16 protein-coding genes are annotated in these 15,164 nt (G+C 67.7%); 6 read left to right on the top strand and 10 right to left on the bottom strand.

Translation table 11 applies throughout. The annotated features are described in order from the left end of the window. Nucleotides 1-22 precede the first annotated feature (22 nt). Nucleotides 23-463, bottom strand: coding sequence for a MarR family winged helix-turn-helix transcriptional regulator (locus OG558_RS21845; protein WP_405071927.1), 441 nt, complete (start codon nt 461-463; stop codon nt 23-25). An 88-nt stretch (nt 464-551) separates the two neighbouring features. Between OG558_RS21845 and OG558_RS21840 the strand changes: the two genes are divergently transcribed. Further along, the gene (locus OG558_RS21840; RefSeq protein WP_405071925.1) at nt 552-1,430 is read left to right on the top strand and encodes an alpha/beta fold hydrolase; all 879 of its coding nucleotides are present in this window, start codon (nt 552-554) and stop codon (nt 1,428-1,430) included. A gap of 30 nt (nt 1,431-1,460) precedes the next feature. On the opposite strand, the gene OG558_RS21835 is transcribed toward OG558_RS21840, so the two are convergent. Continuing rightward, nucleotides 1,461-1,862, bottom strand: a complete 402-nt coding sequence (locus OG558_RS21835) for a hypothetical protein (protein WP_405071924.1) — start codon at nt 1,860-1,862, stop codon at nt 1,461-1,463. A gap of 112 nt (nt 1,863-1,974) precedes the next feature. Between OG558_RS21835 and OG558_RS21830 the strand changes: the two genes are divergently transcribed. Continuing rightward, the gene (locus OG558_RS21830) at nt 1,975-2,457 is read left to right on the top strand and encodes a MarR family winged helix-turn-helix transcriptional regulator (RefSeq protein ID WP_405071923.1); all 483 of its coding nucleotides are present in this window, start codon (nt 1,975-1,977) and stop codon (nt 2,455-2,457) included. A 34-nt stretch (nt 2,458-2,491) separates the two neighbouring features. Here OG558_RS21830 and OG558_RS21825 read toward each other — a convergent pair whose 3' ends face one another. The 5 genes from OG558_RS21825 to OG558_RS21805 all read right to left on the bottom strand — a co-directional run bounded on the left by OG558_RS21825 (nt 2,492) and on the right by OG558_RS21805 (nt 7,849). Then, nucleotides 2,492-2,842, bottom strand: a complete 351-nt coding sequence (locus OG558_RS21825) for a hypothetical protein (protein ID WP_405071921.1) — start codon at nt 2,840-2,842, stop codon at nt 2,492-2,494. 301 nt (nt 2,843-3,143) lie between these two features. Beyond that, a complete protein-coding gene (locus tag OG558_RS21820) occupies nt 3,144-3,440 on the bottom strand; it encodes a putative quinol monooxygenase (protein WP_405071920.1) in 297 nt (98 codons plus the stop codon). Between the two features lie 63 nt (nt 3,441-3,503). After that, nucleotides 3,504-5,153 (bottom strand): phospholipase D-like domain-containing protein, encoded by a 1,650-nt coding sequence (locus OG558_RS21815; protein ID WP_405071919.1) that lies wholly within the window; start codon nt 5,151-5,153, stop codon nt 3,504-3,506. A 24-nt stretch (nt 5,154-5,177) separates the two neighbouring features. Further along, nucleotides 5,178-6,671: a patatin-like phospholipase family protein gene (locus OG558_RS21810; protein WP_405071918.1), complete on the bottom strand. Its 1,494-nt coding sequence runs from the start codon at nt 6,669-6,671 to the stop codon at nt 5,178-5,180. 134 nt (nt 6,672-6,805) lie between these two features. Next, a complete protein-coding gene (locus OG558_RS21805) occupies nt 6,806-7,849 on the bottom strand; it encodes a porin PorA family protein (protein WP_405071917.1) in 1,044 nt (347 codons plus the stop codon). 121 nt (nt 7,850-7,970) lie between these two features. On the opposite strand from OG558_RS21805, the gene OG558_RS21800 reads away from it, so the two are divergent. After that, on the top strand, nt 7,971-9,026 hold the full coding sequence (locus tag OG558_RS21800; protein ID WP_405071916.1) for a molybdopterin-dependent oxidoreductase: 1,056 nt from the start codon (nt 7,971-7,973) through the stop codon (nt 9,024-9,026). A 33-nt stretch (nt 9,027-9,059) separates the two neighbouring features. On the opposite strand, the gene OG558_RS21795 is transcribed toward OG558_RS21800, so the two are convergent. After that, the gene (locus OG558_RS21795) at nt 9,060-9,695 is read right to left on the bottom strand and encodes a response regulator (RefSeq protein WP_405071915.1); all 636 of its coding nucleotides are present in this window, start codon (nt 9,693-9,695) and stop codon (nt 9,060-9,062) included. Then, nucleotides 9,692-10,894, bottom strand: coding sequence for a sensor histidine kinase (locus OG558_RS21790; protein ID WP_405071914.1), 1,203 nt, complete (start codon nt 10,892-10,894; stop codon nt 9,692-9,694). Before OG558_RS21790 ends, OG558_RS21795 begins: the two co-directional genes overlap by 4 nt. 171 nt (nt 10,895-11,065) lie before the next feature. On the opposite strand from OG558_RS21790, the gene OG558_RS21785 reads away from it, so the two are divergent. Both OG558_RS21785 and OG558_RS21780 read left to right on the top strand, forming a co-directional pair. Beyond that, nucleotides 11,066-12,154: an ABC transporter permease gene (locus tag OG558_RS21785; protein WP_405071913.1), complete on the top strand. Its 1,089-nt coding sequence runs from the start codon at nt 11,066-11,068 to the stop codon at nt 12,152-12,154. Beyond that, nucleotides 12,151-12,831: an ABC transporter ATP-binding protein gene (locus tag OG558_RS21780; protein ID WP_405071912.1), complete on the top strand. Its 681-nt coding sequence runs from the start codon at nt 12,151-12,153 to the stop codon at nt 12,829-12,831. The genes OG558_RS21785 and OG558_RS21780 overlap by 4 nt, the downstream gene beginning before the upstream one ends. Before the next feature lie 53 nt (nt 12,832-12,884). On the opposite strand, the gene OG558_RS21775 is transcribed toward OG558_RS21780, so the two are convergent. Then, nucleotides 12,885-13,883 (bottom strand): zinc-dependent alcohol dehydrogenase family protein, encoded by a 999-nt coding sequence (locus OG558_RS21775; RefSeq protein WP_405071911.1) that lies wholly within the window; start codon nt 13,881-13,883, stop codon nt 12,885-12,887. A 120-nt stretch (nt 13,884-14,003) separates the two neighbouring features. Here OG558_RS21775 and OG558_RS21770 point away from each other — a divergent pair, with 120 nt between their 5' ends. Then, the gene (locus OG558_RS21770) at nt 14,004-14,948 is read left to right on the top strand and encodes an AraC family transcriptional regulator (protein ID WP_405071910.1); all 945 of its coding nucleotides are present in this window, start codon (nt 14,004-14,006) and stop codon (nt 14,946-14,948) included. Nucleotides 14,949-15,164 lie beyond the last annotated feature (216 nt).

Here is a 15,164-nt window from a genome sequence, read left to right as displayed (position 1 = left end):
ATCACCTCATCGGCAACGGATGTCAGTCCGTACGGCTGTTCTGATTCTCGGCAGCAAGTTCGGCCAGGCGGAGCAGCGCCGGCAATGCCGCCGTGAGTGCGCCGGCGTCCTGTTCGTCGAGCTCGTCGATCAACCCCGTGAGCATCGCCGCGCCGGCCCGGCGCATACCGCGAAGGTGTTGTCGCCCCGCCCGGGTGATCGCGACCAGGACCACTCGGGCATCGGCAGGATCACGGCGGCGTTCGGCGAGGCCGAGCTTTTCCAGTTGGGTCACCAGTGCGGTCATCGACGGCTGGGTCACATCCTCGTTCACGGCAAGGTCCGTCAATCGCCGCGCACCGGTGCGCTCCAGGGTGACCAACGTCGAGGCGGCGGTCAGCCCCAGCGTCCGGTCGCGGCGCCGGATCGCGATGCCGGCCAGCGCGAAAAGCGTCTCGCCGAGGATCGAGCTCTGTTGGGCCACGGTCTAAGTATAGACGGAACTATATAGATGCGTTAATGAAAACCTTGCGCGACTTGGCTATCGAGGCCTCGATGCGCTCGCCGTCGGGATGCCGGGCGCGCCGTCTCCGGCTGGGCCAGGACAAGATCGCCACTATGGGATCCCATGTGGTGCCTGCCGCCCGTGGGCTACAGGATCGCGATGTGACCCGCTGTTGGCGAGTGAGAGGTTGGCGTCGAACAGGCACAACATGGCTGTCCAGCGGTGGACGGCCACCGATGGGCGAGCGAAGGCTTGTCCTATGAGCGTAGAAGATCAGCTGAGAACTTTTGTCCTAGTGCCTGGAGCTTGGCACGGGGCGTGGGCGTGGGACGGCATCGTGGCCAGGCTTCGAGAAGCCGGCCATCAGGCCGTTGCCGTCACGCTGGACGGCCTGGAGCCGGACCCGTCGCCGGCCAGTGCTGGGGCGAACCTGGACACCCACATCGATCGAGTGCTCACCGTGTTGGATGCCTGTGGCCCGGGGCCGATCACGTTGTGCGCCCATAGCTATGCGGGGCTGGTGGCTGCCGGTGCCGCGGACCGATCCACGCGCCCCATCGATCGGCTGGTGTTCTGCGACGCGATCGTGCCGGCTGACGGCGACTCTTGGTGGGACCGGGTCAACGACCACTACCGGAACCGGGCCATCGCCGGGGTAAGGGCGGACGGCCGCACGGTTGCTCCCGGAGCCGGGAAGGACCCGAGGAGGCGACCGCATCCTGTCGCCTCGTTCCTCCAGCGGCTTCGCCTCGGAGACGGCATCGATCGAGTCGCGCGACGAACGTTCATCTACGCATCCGGGTGGGCAGCAACCCCATTCCACGAACAGTACGAGCGGCTACGCACCGCCCCCGCGTGGGAGGTCCACGAACTGGCGGTGGCTCATGCCGTGTACGACGAAGCCCCGGACGACCTCTTCGCCATCCTGACCGACAACGCTCGCTGAGTCGAAGGCACAGACGAGTTTCGCCGCTTGTCATCGCCCAGCAGCCTGCCGGGCGGAACCTGAGCCCGTCCAGTCGTGTTCCGATGCCATCAGGAAGAAGTCCCGGACGTCCTCGGCGAGCAGGTCCGGCACCTCCATCGCGGCGAAGTGGCCGCCGCGCTCGAACTCCGACCAGTGCCTGATGTCGTACAGCCGCTCGGCCAGCGGTCGTACCGACTGGGTGATGTCATGGGCGAACACCGCCACGCCGAGCGGCGCCCGGCACGACAGCTGGCTCCCCCGCGGGGCGTCGTGATGGAACCGGCCCGAGGAGGCCGCGGTGCCGGTCAGCCAGTACAGCGAGATGTCGGTGAGCATTTGATCGTCGCTGACCGGGTCGGTCAGGTCGTCGAGGTCGGCCTGGGGGATGTCGATGCGGAACGGCTTGATCATGGTGTCAACTCCGGCGGATTCATTCGGCGCCCAAACGTTCAGGCGACTAACGTTTATCGCCCAAACGATACCATCATCGTTGGTCCGTCTAACGATTCGTTAGACTGGTCACATGGAGAAACCATCCGAGGAGGAGACGCCCACCCGCTGGGAGGGCCTGCCCAGCTGGCTGCTCGGCCAGACCGCCCAGCACGCGCACCGTCTGGTGGGCGATGGGTTCTCGTCCGTCGGCGCCCGCGGCTACCACTACCGCCTGCTGGCGACGCTGGAGGATTTCGGCCCGGCCAGCCAGGCCGCACTGGGCCGCCGTAGTGGCATCCACCTGAGCGACATGGTCGCGACGATCAACGAGCTCGCCGATCGCGGACTGGTCGAGCGCGCCCCGGACCCCTTCGACGGGCGGCGCAACATCATCTCGCTGACCGCCGCCGGCAAGCGACAGCTACGGCGGCTGGACAAGCGGCTGGCCGAGTCCCAGGACGAACTGCTGGCTCCGCTGTCACCCGAGGAGCGCCAGCGGCTGATCGAGCTGCTGTCCAAGCTGTCGGACCACCACAACCGACGAACCGATATCCCCGAAGAGCCGATGCGCTGACCGGGACCGCGCAGCCGCAAACAGCCACGTGGCGTCAGCGGATGCGGTCGACCCTGCGGAGCCAGACCAAAGATGTCGCCGTGACCGCACCGGCGACAAGGAAAGCCGCCTGCGAGCCGTGAAAGCGGGCGACCAGGAGACCGGCGATCCATGAACCCACCGCCTGCGCAGCCGCGGGAATCGCGACCAGCCAGGTGTTCGCCTCACCACGGACATCGGCGGGAACGGCCGAGTTGGCCAGTGTGGTGTAGGCAGCGACGGCGGGTGCGACCGCGAGTCCCCCGAGTCCCCCGAGTCCAAGGACCACACCCATCGGTATCGGTCCTGACGTTGCGGCCAGCAACAACGTCGAGACCACGATCAGAGAGAGCAGAACCGCGAGCACGGTCTGGAGCGACCGCCATCAAGCGGACGGCCTTCACCACCGGATCCAGCACCGTCACCGTGGGCAGGCCGACAGCTATGTCGCGCGCCCGCATCGCTTCGCCCTGACCGACCTGACCGACCGCCTCGACACTGCTCACCCTGACCTCCCTGACCGCCCACAACCGGACGGCCATCCAGGACATCAGTCTTGCTGTGCAACCACCCCTCCTCCATGGGGTCCACCACCCAACTTCAGCCGGCCCAGGCGATCCATCCAGCGGGCGATCGGGCGCGCTCTGTCGTCAGGTGATTGGTCTGCGTTACTTGACCGCGATGACGTCGATTGTCCGGATGTCCGGGTCGGCGGCCAGGAGGTCGGGGCCGACCTGGCCGAGGGCGGCCGGGATCTCGCCGTTGAGGTGGGCCTGCCGGCCGTCCTCGTCGGCGAACGTGTCGAAGATCCCGAACGTCGTCGGCCCGAGGCGGAACGCGTACCAGGTGACCGTCCCCTCCTCGGCGGCCGCGAGCTCGCGCCCCGCCTCGAGGAACGCGCGCAGTTCCTCCTCCTTGCCCGGCTTGGCCTCCAACGTCGCCAACAGTCCCCGGTCGATGCTCATCTCAGTGTCCTCTCGTGAGTTCCTTCCACCGACCGTACTGCGCCCGGCGTCCCTCGACGTCGATCACCGGAACAGCAGTCGCTGGCGGTAGCTGGGAGTGGTCTTGTCGAAGTACCGGTCGACCCAACTGTCGTCCGGCGTCAGGTACGCCGTCGCTGCCGCGTCGTCCGCCCCTCGCAGCTTCTGTACGAGGTAGCGGAAGTAGTAGTGGTTGAAGATCCGCATGAACTCGCCGAGGTAGATGTCGGCCACCCGCTGGTCGCCCTGGATCACCAGCATGTTCTCGTCGTTCTCGTTCACCGACGGGTTGCTGAAGTTCCCCGATCCGCTGATGACGAGCGGGGTGTCGCCGAGCGGATCGATCAGCATGAATTTGGTGTGGCTGTACCGGACCCGCGGGTTGAGGCCCGTGAGCTGCTCCCGGACCCAGCGGTCCAGGATCGCGGTCCGCAGGAACGAGCCGACCGCGACCTTGACGTCATGGTCGGTCTCGAAGGTCACCTCGTCGTCGCCGGGTGCGCGTTCGAGCACGAGATACCGCATGACGTCGGACTCGGGCGCGATCGCCCCGGCGATCTTGTCGTGCAGACCGAAGGCCGCCGTCATGAAGAACGACTTCTTGGCTTTGGCAGCCTCCCGTGCGTACCAGTCGATCAGATCCAGATTGGTCCGCGGGCTGAAGATCGGGGCGATCCCGGCGGGCGGTGGGGTGGCCGGCGTGGGAGTCGCGTCGGTGTCGGCCGGCCGGAGCCGGTTGTACGCCGGATCGACCGCGAGCCGTTGCCAGTAGTCGAAGTACTGCGTGGCTACCGCAGGGTCGCGGACCAGATGACCGACGTTCGACTGACCGAAGAGTCCGCCCCAGGTGATGTTGGTGGATCCGGTCCACACCTGCTGGGGCACGTCGTCGTGCAGCAGGACGAAGAACTTGTTGTGCGCGATCGCGCTGTTCGTCGTCCGCGGGATCATGTACGGCGTGAGCCCGGCAGCCGCGATCTGCGGTTCGCTCTGCTGCCACACCCGCGGGCTGTCCGGATCGGTACTCGCCTTACCACGCCGGTCGTACACGATCCGCAGGTCGACTCCACGCGCCGCGGCCTTCGCGAGGGCCTCCAGCACCCGCGGATACGCGAACTCGTACACCGCACCGCGCAGCGCGAATCCGGGCCCCGTGGCCGACTCGATGAACGCGAGCAGGGCCTCTTCCAGCCCCCTCGACAGCCAGTCGTAGACCGAATCACTCCGATCGCCGGGTCGCGGCGCGCGACCGAAGCGCTGGGCGTACGCCTGGCTGCCTGCGACACCGCGGTTGAAATGTACGGCGTGCGTGCCTTCGTCGACTCGCTCGGTCGTGACGGCCACGGTCACGTCATGGCGGATCACGAGGTTCTTCGGCTTGCCGTAGAGCCCGACCACCCGGTACTCGTACTGCCGGCCGGGCTTCGCGGTGTAGTCACCCCAGAGGAACGACTGCACCGGGTGCTCGCGCAGACTGACGGAGGTGCCTGGTGGAATCCCGGCCGACGTCTCTTTGAACACCTTCATGCCGCGCAGCCAGTAGCGCTCCTGCTCAGTCGGATCCCACCGCTCGATGGCGAAACCGAGAAGCCCCTTGGTGCGTGCCTTGGGCAGATCGAGTCCCAGCAGCACGACGTGCGTGCCGGCGATCGCGTGAACTCGCAGGGATCCCGCCGTACCGCTTCTACCTCGCATTGCTCCCCCAGCGCATCGTGTTGGTCATTGCTCGGCGAGCAGACTGTCGACCTGGCGCCGCAATGCCTGTCCACGGCCGGTCAGACCGAGTGTGCCTCCCGACAGCGCGAGCAGACAGCGGAATCGCATGTCCAGCCTCCACAGCAGGTCGACGACCTCGGACTCGTTCGCGGTGTTCGCCGGCCACGCGATCACCGCACAGCGAGCGTCTGCGACGAGTCGCCGCCGGATGGCCCGGACCGATCCCAGCAGGACTGCGAAAGGTACGACGTACAGCAGGAGCAGGCTGAACACCACAGCGGTAGCGAGCGCCGATCGCCAGACCCAGCTGGGCTGGACCGGCCACCACCAGATGATGCCAACGGCAACTATGACGTAGCAGGCTCCGTAGATCACCGACCAGGTGGCCGCGACGCCGCTGGAGTGAGTGACGCCGCTGACTTGATACACCGTGCCGCCCGATGCGGTGCTCCGTTCGGACCAGGACCGCAACCGCCAGCCGGTCCAGTAGCCGATCGCCAGGCCGACGATCACGAAGGCGGCAGCGATGGTGATCAGCAAGAGGCGATCGTTCTTCCACTGCACGGCGTTGGCGTCGATCCATTCGACCAGGCGGACCATGCCGTAGACGGCCGCCGCGGCAACCGCGAGCGCGAGCACGACCAGCACGATCCAGGCGACGGCGACCAGCAGCCGCAAGAGGATCCGCTGTGGCGTCTGGAGCTCCGAAACCGCGACACCGAGAAATCTCTGCGCCAGTCTGTCCAGCGCGCGATACAGGGTCGAGACCGGACTCCGGACCTGGGACGGCAGACTCCCCAGCAGCATCAACGCGAGCGCGAGCGCGACGATCGTGCCGGCGACAGCCAGCGCGTGGTTCCGCCCGGTGCTGTCTCCACTGCGCCACCCCTCGACCGCGAACGCGACCAGTGGAATCACCGGCGTCAGCACGCCGTCGGCCTCGGCGCGCCGGAAGGTGAAGGTGCCCTCGTGCAGCATCTGCGGCAACTGCTGACCGAGCGCGTCGACCGTGACGATCCTCGCTCCGTGCAGCAGGGTCGTGGTGATGATCAGCTCAATCGGATGGGCCGATAGCGAGGTGGGTGTCCACCCGGCGCACAGTTGCTTCATCGCTTCGTAGAGCTTGGGCAGGAAATAGTCGTCGCCGCGCAGGAGCGACGCCGGTGATCCCTTGAAAGGCCGCTGCAGCAGCGATTCCATCCGGCCCTGCTCCGACCACAGGTCGCGCATCAGACCGACGTCCGCATGCGCGTTCGCCTGGCTCAGCGCGAGTGCCGCGCCGTTGATCCCGCCCGCCGACGTCCCGGCGATGACATCGGCCCGGGCCTTGACGTCGAGCAACTGCGGCAAGGGCCCGTACGGGCCCTTGCCGCGGGTGGCGCGATCGATCTCGCGCACCACACCGCCCATCCAGACCGCGAGACTCACTCCACCGTTGAGCACGACGGCGAAGCGGATCTCCTCCGGTGCGTCCTGGACGTCGTTCAGCTGATCCATGACTCCCCCACGCCGGCCACCGCGCCCACCCCTGGATCGCCCACCGGCCCCCTCGAGTGGATGGTACGCCCGGCGTCACACTCCGTCACCCCCGAAGTGCGATTCACCGCCGGGCCGTCAACCTGTTCGCCGCGTCAGCTTGGTGCGGGCGAGTCCACGCCTGTCGGAGTGTTTTCTGCGCCGGGCTGTGCGGGCCTGCGCCTGCCCAGCCACAGTCCGAGCGCCACCAGAACCAGGCCGAGGACCAGCAGCACGATCGGACCCCACACCTCGATCCAGCTGAGCAACTGGTCGGAGTTCGCCACCCTGTCCGCCGCATCCTGCACCGACGCCTGGTCTTCGGCGACGTCGATCGTCAGTACCGGGAGCAGCGGAATCGATGCCGCCGCCGTCCCCACGTTGGCGACCACCGAGCGGTTGATCTTCGTATCCAGGGGAGCACCCAACGCGGCGTCTGCCCAGACGTCGTATGTGCTGGTGGCCGTGTAGCTGAGCGGTACCTGGTCCGGCAGCACCGACACGAGCGGGAGCAACCTCTGCTGAGTCTCGGCGGGCAGCAGAGCGAGCAGTTTCGGCGCGAGCGTCCTCGGAAGCGAGGCGGGCAATTGCTGCAGCAACGCGGGATTGGCCAATGCGCCGGACGCGGTGGCCCGATAGTGGTAAGTGTCGCGACCTGCACGCGTCTCGGTGCCGACGTACGTCACTGGTACGGCGGTCCGCGTCGGGGTGTCCCAATACGTGTAGACGCCGGACTTCGGTTCCGGGTCGACCGGCAGGCTGACCGTCAGCCCCTGGTGCTTTTCGACCTCGACACCGTTGATGGAGGCGGTTTCGGTGAGGTCCTTCCGGTCGACAGCGTACGTGTGGTTGTCCTTCGAGGACGTCGTTCCGGCCTTCAGTGTGAGGTCGTCGTGCACGATCGCCGTGTCGCTGTTCGCGTCGCTGACGTAGACGTGCCGGTCGAGAGTGACCGGGATGTCTCGCGCGAGCGCGTTGGCCACGTCGCCCGACTGCAGTGCCGCGGCGTTCAGCACAGTGCCCTTGCCGCTGTACGCCGTAGTGATGTCGGTGTCAGCCGGCAGTCTCGTCACGCTCGGCGCGACGACGAACCTGAGCAGGGCCGCACTGACGATCAGCAGTACTCCGACCCCGATGAGAAGCCACCCTGAGCGGCGCATCTCGGACCTCCAGAATCCGACGGATATGCCCGTCCTGAGTCCCATGGTGATCGTTCTGCGAGAAAGCCGGTTCATCCCTTGTGGGCGAGAACCTTCGGAGTTGACGGGGCACACTTGAGATATGGGCCGGGAGGGTGGGGTCCGCCGACGCGCCGGGCGCCGTACCAACGTCGCCCTGTTGATGCTGCTCGTTCTCGCGTTCGGGACCGGCTGGGTCGCGTTCGGCACGGGCACCACGACGCCCGAGCGGATCGTCACCGTGCTGCACGGCGCAGCGGGCCTCGCGCTGGTGTTGCTTGTCCCGTGGAAGTCGCTCATCGTGCGGCGGAGCAGGGCGTTCCGGTCAGCTTCCTGGCGTGCGGCTGACGGCGTCGCCCTCGGGCTTCTCGTCGCCATATCGCTCCTCGCGGGCGTTGTACACGTCCTCGGCGGCTTCCGGACCTACGCAGGTCTCACCCCGATACAGGTGCACGTCGGCGCCGCGGTGCTCGCGGTGCCGTTTGCCGTCGTGCATGTGTTCCGGCATCCGCAACGGCCGCGGCGTACGGACCTGTCCAGGCGCACACTGCTCCGCGCGCTCGGTCTGGGAGGTGGTGCGGCTGCGGCGTACCTCGCCGTGGAAGGTGTCGCCCGTGGGCTCTCCCTACCGGGACAAGACCGCAGGGCGACCGGCTCACACGAGGTCGGCTCGAATCGCCCGCAGGCGATGCCGGTCACTCAGTGGGCCCTGGACACTGTGCCGGAGATCGATCTCGCCACGTGGCGGCTGCGTGTCGAGGTGGCGGGTCTGCAGGTGGCCGAGCTCGACGCTGACGCGCTGGTGGCGATGGCCACCGACGAGATGGAGGTAGTGCTCGACTGCACGGGCGGTTGGTATGCCGACCAGCATTGGCGCGGGGTGCGGCTCGACCGGCTCCTGCCGGCATCGCTCCCGCCAGACGCACGGAGCGTCGTCGCGATCTCCGTCTCCGGGTACGCGCGACGCCTGCCATTGCGGGACTTACCACACCTGCTCGTCGCGACACATGTCGCCGACCGGCCGCTGTCGATCGGGCATGGTGCACCCGCGCGGCTCGTCGCGCAAGGTCGCCGGGGCTTCTGGTGGGTCAAATGGCTGGACCGCGTGGTCGTCGACACCCAGCCGTGGTGGTGGCAGCCCCCCTTCCCGCTGCAGTGATATGCGTCCGTCCGCATCCATTCTGCCGTCGCGCTAGCGCCGGATGAGGCCGAGGTCGGTGGCGGTGGCGACGGCGGCGGTGCGGGAGTCGACTCCGAGTTTGGTGTAGATGCGGGCCAGATGAGACTTCACGGTGCCCTCGGTCAGATGCAGACGCTGACCGATGGCCTGATTGGACAGTCCCTCGGCCACGAGCGCGAGGACCTCGGTCTCGCGCCGGGTCAGGGCGGTGCCCGGTGTGCGGAGGCGGGCCATCAGGCGATCCGCGACACTCGACGCCAGCGTGGTGCGGCCTGCGGCGGCAGTGCGCACGGCGGCGGCCAGATCCTCTGGTGGTGCGTCCTTGAGCAGGTAGCCGGTGGCGCCGGCTTCGATGGCGGGCAGGATGTCGGCATCGCTGTCGTACGTGGTGACGATCAGCACCCGGGGAGCGGGGGCATGGCCGGCGATGGCAGCCGTAGCCTCAGCGCCGTTCATGCCCTTGCCGAACTGGATGTCCATGAGCACGACGTCGATGTCGCCCTGTGCGGCGCGGGCGACGGCGTCCTCCGCGGTAGCTGTCTCGGCGACCACCTCGATGTCGGCTTCAGTCCCCAGCACGGCCCGCAGCCCGGCCCGGACGACCGGATGGTCGTCGGCCAGCAGCACACGGATCGGCGTATCGGTCACGGGCGAGCCTCGGTTGTGCGGTCGAGGGGCAGTTCGGCGGCCACGGTGGCGCCATGGCCGGGGACGGATCTGACCGTCAGGGTGCCGCCGAGCTCCTGCAGGCGGGACCGCATGGCGGGGAGCCCGAACCCGCCGCCGTCCGGCGTCCGGTCCGGCAGTTGGTTCGGGTCGAAGCCACGTCCGTCGTCGACGATGGTCACGACGACACGGTCCCCGGAGTAGCAGAGGGTGATCTCCGCCGAGGTCGCGTCGGCGTGGCGGACGACGTTCGCGAGGGCAGACTGGACGACGCGCAGCAGCGCAACCTCCAGTGCCGTCGGCAACGGCACGACGCTGCCTGTCAGACGGAACCGTACGTCGAGCTGGTGCCGGGCGCCGGTAGTGGCGCACAACCGTTCCAACGCACCCGCCAGCGTGGCGCCCTCCAGGGAGGGCGGTGCCAGGGCCGCGACGAATCGCCGTGCCTCGGCGAGGTTGTCGGCAGCGCTCTGGCGGGCCTGCTCGACGTACTCGGCGGTGTTCTGCGGGCTGTCCGGAAGGGAGCGGCCGGCGGCGTGCAGCAACAGCTGAATGCTGGACAAACCCTGGGCGAGCGTGTCGTGGATCTCGCGGGCCAGGCGTTCACGTTCGGCCGCCACGCCCGCCGCGTGCTCAGCGGTTGCCAGGTCGGCGCGGGTCGCGGTCAGTTCCTCGATCAGGCGTCGGCGTTGCTCGCTCTCGCGATACAAGGCCTGATAACCCCACACGACGGCGACGGCCACGGCGGCGCCGAGGGCCGGCCCGATAGCAATCGCGATGCTGAAGGTGCCCTGATGCGCGGAGAAGCCGATGATCGCCGCCACCGCTGTCGCCACGACCGCAACCAGCCCGGCCCGTCGAGACGCCAGATGCAGTTCGACAAAGTACAGCGGAAACGCCAGCCACACTGCGTCGGCGGAGAGCACCAGGACGACCACCCACGCAGCAACCAGGACGCTGAGCCACACGAGGGTGTTGCGACGCGAACGCCGTACGCCGGGCAACACCGGGCCGGCGGCATAGACCACGGCGCAGATCGCGGCTGCCGCGACGACCAGTCCCGCCCGCGGGCTGTCGTCGGCCACGGCTCGGACGGCCGTCAGGGCCAGTAAGGCGAAGACCAGCAGATGCAGACACCACGCCAGTACTCGAGTGGTCGGAGTCAGGACAACAGCATTCACAGTGCTTCCAGGCTAGGGGCAATCCGATCGCCAGACGTCTGTCGAAAGTTGGAACCTGCGCACCTGCTTTCGGCGCCCCAAGTGCCGTCCTGCGCCAGATGCCCGGCCGCGGTCCGGTTGGAACCCTGGAGATATCCCACTTCCACCTCATGAAAGCGCAGGGTTACCGCCGTGTTCGTCGCCTGGAGAGACCTGAGATTCGCCAAGGGGCGCTTCGCCCTGATGGGGACCGTCATCGTGCTGATCACGCTGCTGGTCGGGTTGCTCTCGGGCCTGACCGCCGGACTCGGCCGGCAGAACATCTCCGCGATCACAGGTCTCCCGGTGAACAGGATCGCGTTCGACGCGCCCGGCGACCGGCAAGAGCCGTCGTACTCGAACTCGACGGTCACCGAGCAGCAATGGGAGCGATGGGCCGAGGCGCCGGGCGTCAGCAGCGCCGAGCCGCTCGGCATCACACTGACGAAGGCGAGCGCCGGAACCAAGAGCATCGGCGTATCCGCGTTCGGCGTTCGGCCCGGCTCGCCCCTCGCCCCGGACAGCTGGAAGATCGACGGCCGGGCAGTGGTCCTGTCGTCCACCGCGGCGGATGACCTCGGTGTGATCAAGGGCGACGCCGTGACCATGGCCGGACAGGAGATGGTCGTCGCGGCGGTCAGCGGTGACGCTTCGTTCAGCCACACACCTGTCATCTGGACCAGCCTGAACACCTGGCAGCAGACCACACCTCCCACCGGCGGACGGGACGAACTCACCGCCACCGTCATCGCCGTGAACGCCACGTCCGACGCCGATCTCGGAGCCGCGGACGAGGTTGCGGGCACCCTGTCTGTCTCCAAGGCCGACTCGCTGCCGGCCATCGGCTCCTACCGTTCCGAGAACGGATCACTGCAGCTGATGCGCGGCTTCCTGTTCGCGATCTCGGCCTTGGTCATCGGCGCGTTCTTCACCGTGTGGACGATCCAGCGAAGCGGCGACATCGCCGTACTCAAGGCTCTGGGCGCCTCGACCGCCAACCTGCTCAAGGACGCGCTCGGTCAGGCCCTCGTCCTGCTCGCCGGCGGGACCCTGATCGGCACCGCAGTCGCCGCGGGCCTGGGAGCCGTCGTCGCCGGTTCGGCGATTCCCTTCGTTCTCACACCCACCGTGGTGCTCCTGCCGGCCACCGTAATGATCGCCCTCGGAGCGTTCGGCGCTGCGGTGTCCATCCGCCGCATCACCTCCGTCGACCCGCTGACCGCGCTGGGGAGCACCCGATGAGCCTGCACCTGACCGACATCACCCTCACCTACCCCGATGGCGACTCCCGCCTGACGGCGCTGGACCGCGTCACACTCGACGTACCGCCGGGGAGCCTCACCGCCGTCGTCGGCCCCTCCGGCTCCGGCAAGTCCAGCCTGCTCGCGGTCGCCGCGACCCTCATCGCCCCTGACGCGGGCACCGTCACCATCGACGGCACTACGACCACCGGGCTCACCCGCGGCCAACTCGCCGACCTCCGCCGCCGCAAGATCGGCATGGTGTTCCAGCAGCCAAACCTGCTGCCGTCCCTGACAGCCTCCGAACAGCTCCAGGTCATGGCACAGATCGACGGTCGCAAGCCTCGCACTGCCGTCCACAAGGCCGCGGAACTGCTCGCCGCAGTCGGCCTGTCCGACCAGGCCGGCAAACGGCCCCACCAGTTGTCCGGTGGCCAACGCCAGCGGGTCAACATCGCCCGCGCTCTCATGAACGATCCAAGGCTCCTCCTCGTCGACGAACCCACGAGTGCTCTGGATCACGAACGCGGCGCCGCCGTCATCGACCTGATCACCCGCCTCACCCACGACCACTTCACCGCGACCGTCCTGGTCACCCACGACCGCACCCACCTCACCGCCGCCGACCAGATCACCGAGGTCGTCGACGGCCGCCTCCACCTCCCCAGCATTCGATGATCAGGCGCCGACCGCCGGTCTGCGAGTATCGGTTGCCTCGGGCCACCTGACGGCTAGCGATTCACCGCCAGGACGACCTTGCCCAGTTGGGTGTTGGCTTCCAGATAGCGATGAGCCTCGACGACCTCGGTCAGGTCGAAGGCGCGGTCGACCACGGGCGCCAAGGCACCCGAACGAAGGCCCGCGGTGACGAATCGTTTCGCCCGCTCGAGCCGCGCATCGTCATCCATCGTGACTTCGGTGAAGGCATAGGTACGAACGTTGCGGGCCCGGAAGTCCGGATGCACCGGCAACGGCATCGGCGCCGGATCCAGCCAGCCGTAGACGACCAGGGACCCACCAGGAGCGACAGTCTGGATCAGCGTGTTCAGGCCGGCGCCACCGATCGCGTCGATCGCCAGCGCCACACCATCGCCATTCGTGACGGAGAGAACCTCCTTGACGACATCCTGGGTCTCGGTCACGACGACATGGGCGGCACCGGCGTCGAGGAGTCGCTGCCGCTTCGCATCGGTGCGCGTCGTCACGATCGGAACCGCACCGATGCTGTTGGCGATCTGAATCGCTGCGATCCCGACACTGCTCGACGCGCCAGTGATGAGAACTGGCATCGCGGGTACGAGTCCGCCGAACTCCAGCAGCATCCCGTAGCCGGTCGAGTAGGCCATCCAGGTGGCGGCGGCGTGCACGGCGTCGACATTTCCGGGATGCCGCACAAGTGCCCGGGCCGGCAGGATCGCGGTCTCGGCGTACGTCGCGAACTCGGTCATCAGGAAGGTCGGCAACGCGCTGACCGCATCACCGGGCACGAAGTCGTGCACGCCTGCACCGACTGCCTCGACCACCCCGGCCGCCTCGTACCCGAGTCCCGATCCGGGCAGCGCCGGCTGGTAGACGTAGGTCCCGTTCCGGAAGTTGGCCTCCGCCCGGTTGACACCGATGGCGTCCACCCTGAGCCGTACCTCTCCCGGCCCGGGATCGCCGACCCCGACCTCCTCGATCCGAAGCACCTCCGGACCCCCGAGCCGATCGAACCGCACCACCCTCGCCATCTCGTCCTCCTGATGTGCCGATCGGTCGACCGGGCTTCACGAGGAGGCTATGTAGCCGTCAGGTAGATGCTCAATTGGTATCCGTCCAGGATGACCAATTCATCGTCTACACTTTCGGCCATGGATGTCCTGACCGACGCGATCACCGCGATGCGCGCGGGTCGTCCACATTCGAAGCGTCACGTCCTCACCTCTCCCTGGGGAATGCACTTCCGCGACGACTACGGTGCCGCCTTCCACGTCGTACTGCAGGGCTCGTGCTGGTTGCTGCCGCCAGGCGATGCCGCACCGGTCCAACTGGGTCCGGGCGACGTCGTCTTCCTGCAGAACGGCGCTCCTCACGGCCTGGCGGACCACCCTGACACCCCGACCCGCCCATTCGATCCAACCCGCCAGGACGGGCTCCCGGCCGGCGACGGCACGGCGACGATCCTCCTCTGCGGCGCCTACGTACTGGATGCAGCGCGGCCACATCCGCTGCTGACAGCCGTGCCGCCGATGATTCACCTGCCCGCCAGACTCGGGCAGCGCGACTCGCTCCGGGCTGCCGTTGGCATGCTCGGCGATGAACTGTCGACTCCTCGCCCCGGATCGACGGGCGTCATCGCAGCCTTCATCGATACGCTGCTTCTCTACATCCTCCGCACTTGGTTCGAAGAGCAGGCGCAAGAGGTACCCCCGGCAGGATGGGCACTCGCACTCCAAGATCCCGCTGTCGGCGGTGCGCTGCAGGCCATTCACGACGCGCCAGAGCGCGGTTGGACTGTCGCTGACCTCGCCGCAACCGCCGGCCTGTCGCGCGCTGCCTTCGCCGGGCGATTCGCGACGCTGGTCGGATGCCCACCGATGAAATACCTGACCTGGTGGCGCCTGACCACCGGAGCCCGCCTGCTGCGTGAATCGAACCAACCGCTGGCCACGGTCGCCCGCCAAGTCGGCTACGGCTCCGACGTTGCCTTCGCCCTCGCCTTCAAGCGGGAGTACGGCGTCACCCCCGGCAGATACCGCCACGGGCCTCAGCCCACAGACCTCGAAGGTCCACAGACGCTCAACACAATGCCTTAGGCATCGAATCGCCGATCAGACGCCGAACCCGCGAAGGCGTTAGCGCAGTCGACCACTACCAGGCGATGACGACACCACGTGGATCAACTCTCAAGCAATACCCGGGCAGGTGGAGAGCCGTCCGCGACAAACCGGCTGCGTTTGTCGTACGTCGCGAGCCTCGTGCGGACCTTGGTTCGATTGGGGACGGCGTCCCGATCGTCCCGGTGAGACTAG

Origin of the sequence: Kribbella sp. NBC_01510, from assembly GCF_045040325.1 — a bacterium.
Taxonomy (GTDB): domain Bacteria; phylum Actinomycetota; class Actinomycetes; order Propionibacteriales; family Kribbellaceae; genus Kribbella.
This window is presented reverse-complemented; position numbering and strand designations above follow the sequence as displayed.

Excerpts from the sequence above, each read along its gene's own strand:
- OG558_RS21840 (WP_405071925.1), top strand. The coding sequence starts at position 552 with ATGCCGGGCGCGCCGTCTCCGGCTGGGCCAGGACAAGATCGCCACTAT.
- OG558_RS21835 (WP_405071924.1), bottom strand. The coding sequence starts at position 1,862 with ATGATCAAGCCGTTCCGCATCGACATCCCCCAGGCCGACCTCGACGAC.
- OG558_RS21830 (WP_405071923.1), top strand. The coding sequence starts at position 1,975 with ATGGAGAAACCATCCGAGGAGGAGACGCCCACCCGCTGGGAGGGCCTG.
- OG558_RS21820 (WP_405071920.1), bottom strand. The coding sequence starts at position 3,440 with ATGAGCATCGACCGGGGACTGTTGGCGACGTTGGAGGCCAAGCCGGGC.
- OG558_RS21815 (WP_405071919.1), bottom strand. The coding sequence starts at position 5,153 with ATGCGAGGTAGAAGCGGTACGGCGGGATCCCTGCGAGTTCACGCGATC.
- OG558_RS21810 (WP_405071918.1), bottom strand. The coding sequence starts at position 6,671 with ATGGATCAGCTGAACGACGTCCAGGACGCACCGGAGGAGATCCGCTTC.
- OG558_RS21805 (WP_405071917.1), bottom strand. The coding sequence starts at position 7,849 with ATGCGCCGCTCAGGGTGGCTTCTCATCGGGGTCGGAGTACTGCTGATC.
- OG558_RS21800 (WP_405071916.1), top strand. The coding sequence starts at position 7,971 with ATGGGCCGGGAGGGTGGGGTCCGCCGACGCGCCGGGCGCCGTACCAAC.
- OG558_RS21780 (WP_405071912.1), top strand. The coding sequence starts at position 12,151 with ATGAGCCTGCACCTGACCGACATCACCCTCACCTACCCCGATGGCGAC.
- OG558_RS21775 (WP_405071911.1), bottom strand. The coding sequence starts at position 13,883 with ATGGCGAGGGTGGTGCGGTTCGATCGGCTCGGGGGTCCGGAGGTGCTT.
- OG558_RS21770 (WP_405071910.1), top strand. The coding sequence starts at position 14,004 with ATGGATGTCCTGACCGACGCGATCACCGCGATGCGCGCGGGTCGTCCA.